We start from the raw sequence: 6,100 nt of genomic DNA, 5'->3' as shown, positions 1-6,100 counted from the left end.
ATCCTCGCCAAACACAACCATACGCCCCGAAAATGCCTCGGCTTCCAAACCCCCGCCGAAGCCTTCATCCCGTTGCACTTCGAATGTGAATCCACACCCGGCTCAAGGCCGGCGTGACGTCGCATACTTATCGGTAGAACTCAGTTGTTCGTCAGGTTGAGGAACACATCCTCCAGATCGGCCTCGCGCGTCACCACGTCGACGATGCCGTATCCTTGCGCCGCCACCGCCGCCAGCACCTCACCCGCATTCGCGACATCCTTGCGATAGGTGATCGCCAGCAGCCGGTCGCCCTTGCGCTCGACCTTTTCGAAGACCCCGGCGGCGGGCAGGTCGGTCAGGTCGCGGTCGAGCGTCAGTTCGACGGCCTTTTCCTGCGCCATGCCCAGCAGTTCGCGGGTCGGCTGGTTGGCGACGACGCGGCCATGGTTGATGATGGCGATGCGGTCGCACAACTGCTCCGCCTCTTCCAGATAATGGGTCGTCAGCACCACCGTCACGCCGTCGGCGTTCAGTTCGCGGACATAGTCCCAGAGCTGCTGGCGAAGCTGGATATCGACGCCGGCGGTCGGTTCGTCGAGCACCAGCACCGGCGGCGAATGGACCATCGCCTTGGCCACCATCAACCGCCGCTTCATGCCGCCCGACAGGGTGCGGGCATAGGCGTTGGCCTTGTCCTCCAGATGCACCGCGCGCAGCAGGTCCATCGTGCGGCGTTTCGCCTTCGGCACGCCGTACAGGCCAGCCTGGATCTCCAGCGTCTCGGCAGGGGTGAAGAACGGGTCGAACAGGATCTCCTGATTGACGATGCCGATCGACGCCTTGGCATTGCGCGGATGCTGGTCGATGTCGAAGCCCCAGATCGACGCGGTGCCGCTGGTCTTGTTGACGAGTCCCGCCAGCGTATTGATGAGCGTCGACTTGCCCGCACCATTGGGGCCGAGCAGCCCGAAGATTTGGCCGCGCGGTACATCGAACGACACGCCGTCGAGTGCGACCTTGGCCGGTGCCCCGCCCTTTCCGGCGGCATAGGTCTTGCACAGGTCGCGGATCGAAATGGCGGCTTGGGTTTCCATAGCGTCCGCCGATACGCCCGCCCCGGCCCCAAGCCAAGCACCGATCCAACTTGTCGAGCCATCGCGGCATTGCTATCGCAGGAACCATGCTGCCCCCGCCCGAACTCCTCCGCGTCTCCACCCCTCGCGTCGCCTGCGACGGCTCCGGCGAAATCGCCGCCGCACTGGGCCACCCGCGCGTGTGGTTGCAGATCGACGACACGGGCTACGTCGATTGCGGCTATTGCGACCGGCGCTTCGTGCTGATCGGTGGCCCGGCCGATGGGGCGGACCAGAGCAAGCTGAAGGATCATGGGGACGGCGCGGGCCGGTAAGGCCGAACGCAGTTCGGACGAACCAGCAGGCCCGCGCCCGGCCGGCGGCGGGCAGGCTCGGCATTGCCCGCCGACCGACGACGCGGCTTTGCCGCGGCGGTGCTGAACTCCCTCCCGTCTCTCCGAACGTCATTCCAGCGAAGGCTGGGATCTCCCGATGATGACGCGTGACAGGAGCCGCTGAAGGCCCCAGCCTAGGCTGGGGCGAAGGTTTATCCGGTCGCTGACAATACGTTCTTTCGAACGTCCCCGGTCGGACCGGCATAAGCACGCACGTTGAACGGCGTAGCCGCGCAACGCCTTATCCGCCGAGCATTTCGATCCGCTCGTGCTCAGTGCATAGCGCGATCGCGGCTAGCGTTCGCTGTCCCTTCGCCAGCGCTATTACCGTTATCAAACTGCGCACCAAGCTGTCGTCCTGTGCCTCCCGCAGATCGCGCAACGCCAACGGCAATGCAGATTTCCAAGCGGTTTCGTAATCACCAGCGAGTTCGACCGGCATTGGCACACTGCCTCCCGCCAGACGCGCCTCTTCGATCGAAGCAATCAACGCATAGCCGTTCCAATCGGGCAATTCCGCCTGTTCCAGCATCCGCACAATCCCGGGGACGGCGGCATAGGACGCCGAGTTTACCGAGCCTTGATGGTATAGATTGTCCCACAGCTCGCGGACGACCTCAGAAGCCGCGCTTTCAGGCCATGCCTCGATCAGTGGACCGGGGTCGAATGGCTCACCATAAGCGTTCAGCAGAACAGTGGTCACATGGCACTCCGCCTATCGATGGTTTCCTGCAATGCCCAAATAGATACGAAGAGTCATCTGGGTCGCTGATGTGCGCCGTGTCGCACGTCCTGCGCATTCTGCGCCAACTCTGTTCCCCATTCCCCCACGCCGCCGCCACCCTATATTCCACCAATGACCCCGACCGATCCCCGCTCGTACCTCTATGCCGGCGACCTCGACCCCGCCGCCGCCCTTCGCGCCACGCAGGAGACGCTGCGACATGCCGAGGATGGCGAACTCTATCTCCAGTATCGCCGCTCCGAGGCGTTCGGGTTCGACGACGGCCGGTTGAAGACCGCGTCGTACGACACCCATGCCGGCTTCGGCCTGCGCGCCGTGTCGGGGGAGACGACCGCGTTCGCCCATGCCAACGAACTGTCCGAAGCGGCCATCCGCCGCGCGGGCGAGACGATGGCGCTGATCGATCCGGCCAAGGGGGCCAAGGCACCGCCGCCGCGCGGCAACAACCGACATCTCTATACCGCCGCCGATCCGCTCGACCTGATCCCCTTTGCCGACAAGGTGGCGCTATGCCAGTCGATCGACGCCGCTGCCCGCGCGCGCGATCCGCGCGTCTGCCAGGTGTCGGCCAGCCTGCTCGGGTCGTGGACGGTGGTCGAGATCGTCCGTCCCGACGGCTTCGTCGCCACCGACGTCCGCCCGCTGGTGCGAATGAACGTGTCGATCGTGGTCGAATTGAACGGACGGCGCGAAACGGGCAGCTACGGCATTGGCGGGCGCTATCTGTACGACTCGCTGTTCGCGCCCGAGACGTGGAACCGCGCGATCGACGTCGCGCTGGCGCAGGCCCTGATCAATCTGGAGGCGGTCGACGCGCCGGCGGGCGAGATGACGGTGCTGCTCGGCAATGGCTGGCCCGGCATCCTGCTGCACGAGGCGATCGGCCACGGGCTGGAGGGCGATTTCAACCGCAAGGGCACCAGCGCCTTTTCGGGGCGGATCGGGGAGCGGGTCGCCGCGCCCGGCGTGACGGTGATCGACGACGGATCGATCGCCGACCGGCGCGGATCGCTGTCGATCGATGACGAGGGCACGCCGACCCAGGAGAATATCCTGATCGAGGACGGCATCCTGAAAGGCTATATCCACGACCGGCTCAACGCGCGGCTGATGGGCGTTGCGCCGACCGGCAACGGCCGGCGGCAGGATTTTTCGCATGCGCCGATGCCGCGCATGACCAACACCTTTCTGTCGGGCGGCAAGGACGATCCGGCCGAGCTGCTGTCGCGGGTGAAGAACGGCATCTTCGCCAAATCCTTCGGCGGCGGGCAGGTCGATATCGTGTCGGGCAAGTTCGTGTTTTCGTGCACCGAGGCGTACCGCGTCGAGAATGGCCGGATCGGGGCCCCGATCAAGGGCGCGACGCTGATCGGCGACGGGCCGGAGGTGTTGAAGCAGGTGCGCGGCATCGGCAACGACTTCGCGCTGGACGAGGGCGTCGGCATGTGCGGCAAATCCGGGCAGTCGGTGCCGGCGGGCGTCGGACAGCCGACCTTGCTGATCGACGGGCTGACCGTCGGCGGCACCGCCTGATGGCGCTTGCGGAACTCGGCCGCTTTCCGCGCGTCGAGGCGCAGATCATCGTCGGGCGGTTGACGAGCGAAGGCATCCCGGCGGTGGCGTTCGATGGCGAGGCGAGCATCGGCGACGGCAGCTGGCTGTTGATCCCGGTGCGGGTGATGGTCGATGCCGACGACCTGTCCGATGCCCGCCGGATCGTCGATCAAGCTGCCTGAAAAACGGGCAGTCGTGCGGCATTGCACAAATTAACCGCGCGGTAACTAATTTGCCAAACCGCCAATCGGCGCAAAACACCGCAAAACCTGGTTTGGCACGGAGGTTGCGAGGCTCCCCCACGAGCAATCATGCGACGAGGGGGCGACATGAAATTAGTCATCGCCATCATCAAGCCATTCAAGCTGGATGAGGTACGCGAAGCACTGACCGAGATCGGCGTCGCGGGCATGACCGTGACCGAGGTCAAGGGATTCGGCCGGCAAAAGGGCCAGACCGAAATCTATCGCGGCGCGGAATACAGCACCAACATGGTGCCCAAGATCAAGATCGAGGTCGTGTGCGACGCCGACATCGCCGCGCGCGTCGTCGAAGCGGTGCAGGCCGCCGCCAACACCGGCGCGATCGGCGATGGCAAGATCTTCGTTCTCGACGTCGGACAGGCGGTGCGCATCCGCACCGGCGAAACCGACCTGACCGCGCTGTGATGGGGGGCATCATGCAACATCCGAAGACATTGATGGCGGGTGCCGCACTCGGCCTGTTCGCCGCGCTGCCCGCTTGGGCGCAGGACGTGGCGCTGCAGGCCCCGGCCGCCGCCGCCGCGCCCGTCGCGACGGTGAACAAGGGCGACACGGCATGGATGATGGTGTCGACCGTCCTCGTGCTGATGATGATCGTCCCCGGCCTCGCGCTGTTCTATGGCGGTCTGACCCGCACCAAGAACATGCTGTCGGTGATGACGCAGATCGGCGCGGTCGCGTCGCTCGCGATGCTCATCTGGGTGATGTACGGCTATTCGCTGGCCTTCGGTCCCGACGTCGCGAACACGACGCTGTCGGGCTTCATCGCCAGCCCGGGCAAGGCGTTCCTGTCGGGCGTCACCGCCGCGTCGCAGGCGGCGACCTTCACCGTCGGCGTCGAAATCCCGGAATATGTCTTCATCTGCTTCCAGATGACCTTTGCCGCGATCACGATCGCGCTGGTGCTGGGATCGGTGGTCGAACGCATCAAGTTCGCCGCGGTCATGGTCTTCGCCATCGTCTGGCTGACGATCACCTATTTCCCGATCGCGCACATGGTGTGGGCGACCAGCGGCTATTTCTTCAAGGCGGGCGCGCTCGACTTTGCGGGCGGCACCGTGGTCCACATCAATGCCGGCGTGTCGTCGCTGGTGCTCGCCCTGCTGCTGGGCAAGCGGATCGGCTTCCCGACCGAGCGCATGGCGCCGCATTCGCTGACGCTGACCATGGTCGGCACCGGGCTGCTGTGGGTGGGCTGGTTCGGCTTCAACGCCGGCTCGGCACTCGAAGCCAACGGCACCGCCGGCCTCGCCATGATCAACACCTTCGTCGCCACCGCCTCGGCCGGGCTGTTCTGGATGCTGGCCGAGAAGTTCTCGGGGCATAAGGGTTCGGCGCTCGGCTTCTGCTCGGGTATCATCGCCGGGCTGGTCGCGGTGACGCCGGCCGCCGGCAACTCGGGTCCGTTCGGTGCGATCGTGCTGGGTGCCATCGCCTCGGTCGTCTGCTTCTTCGCGGTGACGGTGCTCAAGCCCAAGCTCGGCTATGACGATTCGCTCGACGCGTTCGGCATCCACGGCGTCGGCGGCATCATCGGCGCGATCGGTACGGCGGTGGTCTATGCCCCGTCGCTGGGCGGACCGGGTGCGGCCGATTACGACATGGGTGCCAAGCTCGGCGTGCAGGTGTTCGCGGTGATCGTGACCATCGTCTGGGCGTCGGTCGGTACCGCGATCGCTTGGGTTATCGCCAAGGCGCTGACCGGTGGCCGGGTGTCGAAGGAAGTCGAACTGGAAGGTCTCGACCTCGGCGAGCATGGCGAGCGCGCCTACAACTACTGAGTTTCTCCTCTTCCGGGCGGCGGCCTAGTCCCCTGCCGTCCGGTCACCACTTTCCTCCTGCGGAAAACCCCTGGGCCGGTGCGGAAACGCATCGGCCCTTTTTTTGTGTTTGGGCGAGTGGGGGGGAAGAAGATCGGGTTTCGCGCGGAGGCGCGGAGACGCGGAGGGGTTGCGTTCGGCGACACTGTTGCGCGTCAGCGCTCTCGATTCGTGCGCTTGGAGCGGGGATGAGGCCGCTGGCGCGGGGAACGGTTCGGAAACCGCGACTCCTCCGCGACTCCGCGCCTCCGCGTGAACCCCTTTTCCT

At 65.5% G+C, this 6,100-nt stretch carries 7 protein-coding genes; 5 read left to right on the top strand and 2 right to left on the bottom strand.

Annotation, left to right across the window (positions count from 1 at the left end; translation table 11 throughout):
* Positions 1–140: 140 nt before the first annotated feature.
* The gene (locus tag ASE50_RS04300) at positions 141–1,076 is read right to left on the bottom strand and encodes an ABC transporter ATP-binding protein (protein WP_056396041.1); all 936 of its coding nucleotides are present in this window, start codon (positions 1,074–1,076) and stop codon (positions 141–143) included.
* An 86-nt stretch (positions 1,077–1,162) separates the two neighbouring features.
* Between ASE50_RS04300 and ASE50_RS04295 the strand changes: the two genes are divergently transcribed.
* Positions 1,163–1,390 carry a zinc-finger domain-containing protein gene (locus ASE50_RS04295; RefSeq protein ID WP_055999033.1) on the top strand — a complete coding sequence of 76 codons (228 nt, stop codon included), beginning with the start codon at positions 1,163–1,165 and terminating at the stop codon, positions 1,388–1,390.
* 301 nt (positions 1,391–1,691) lie between these two features.
* On the opposite strand, the gene ASE50_RS04290 is transcribed toward ASE50_RS04295, so the two are convergent.
* Positions 1,692–2,153 carry a hypothetical protein gene (locus ASE50_RS04290; RefSeq protein WP_056396038.1) on the bottom strand — a complete coding sequence of 154 codons (462 nt, stop codon included), beginning with the start codon at positions 2,151–2,153 and terminating at the stop codon, positions 1,692–1,694.
* Positions 2,154–2,306: 153 nt separating this feature from the next.
* On the opposite strand from ASE50_RS04290, the gene tldD reads away from it, so the two are divergent.
* The 4 genes from tldD to ASE50_RS04270 all read left to right on the top strand — a co-directional run bounded on the left by tldD (position 2,307) and on the right by ASE50_RS04270 (position 5,793).
* Positions 2,307–3,728 carry a metalloprotease TldD gene (tldD, locus tag ASE50_RS04285; protein ID WP_056396033.1) on the top strand — a complete coding sequence of 474 codons (1,422 nt, stop codon included), beginning with the start codon at positions 2,307–2,309 and terminating at the stop codon, positions 3,726–3,728.
* Complete coding sequence (locus tag ASE50_RS04280) at positions 3,728–3,931, top strand: DUF2007 domain-containing protein (RefSeq protein ID WP_056396030.1); 204 nt, start codon at positions 3,728–3,730, stop codon at positions 3,929–3,931. Before tldD ends, ASE50_RS04280 begins: the two co-directional genes overlap by 1 nt.
* Before the next feature lie 147 nt (positions 3,932–4,078).
* Positions 4,079–4,417, top strand: coding sequence for a P-II family nitrogen regulator (locus tag ASE50_RS04275; protein ID WP_055999021.1), 339 nt, complete (start codon positions 4,079–4,081; stop codon positions 4,415–4,417).
* Positions 4,418–4,428: 11 nt separating this feature from the next.
* Complete coding sequence (locus tag ASE50_RS04270) at positions 4,429–5,793, top strand: ammonium transporter (protein WP_056396098.1); 1,365 nt, start codon at positions 4,429–4,431, stop codon at positions 5,791–5,793.
* Positions 5,794–6,100: the final 307 nt, after the last annotated feature.

Origin of the sequence: Sphingomonas sp. Leaf5 (assembly GCF_001421155.1) — a bacterium.
Taxonomy (GTDB): Bacteria; Pseudomonadota; Alphaproteobacteria; order Sphingomonadales; family Sphingomonadaceae; genus Sphingomonas.
This window is presented reverse-complemented; position numbering and strand designations above follow the sequence as displayed.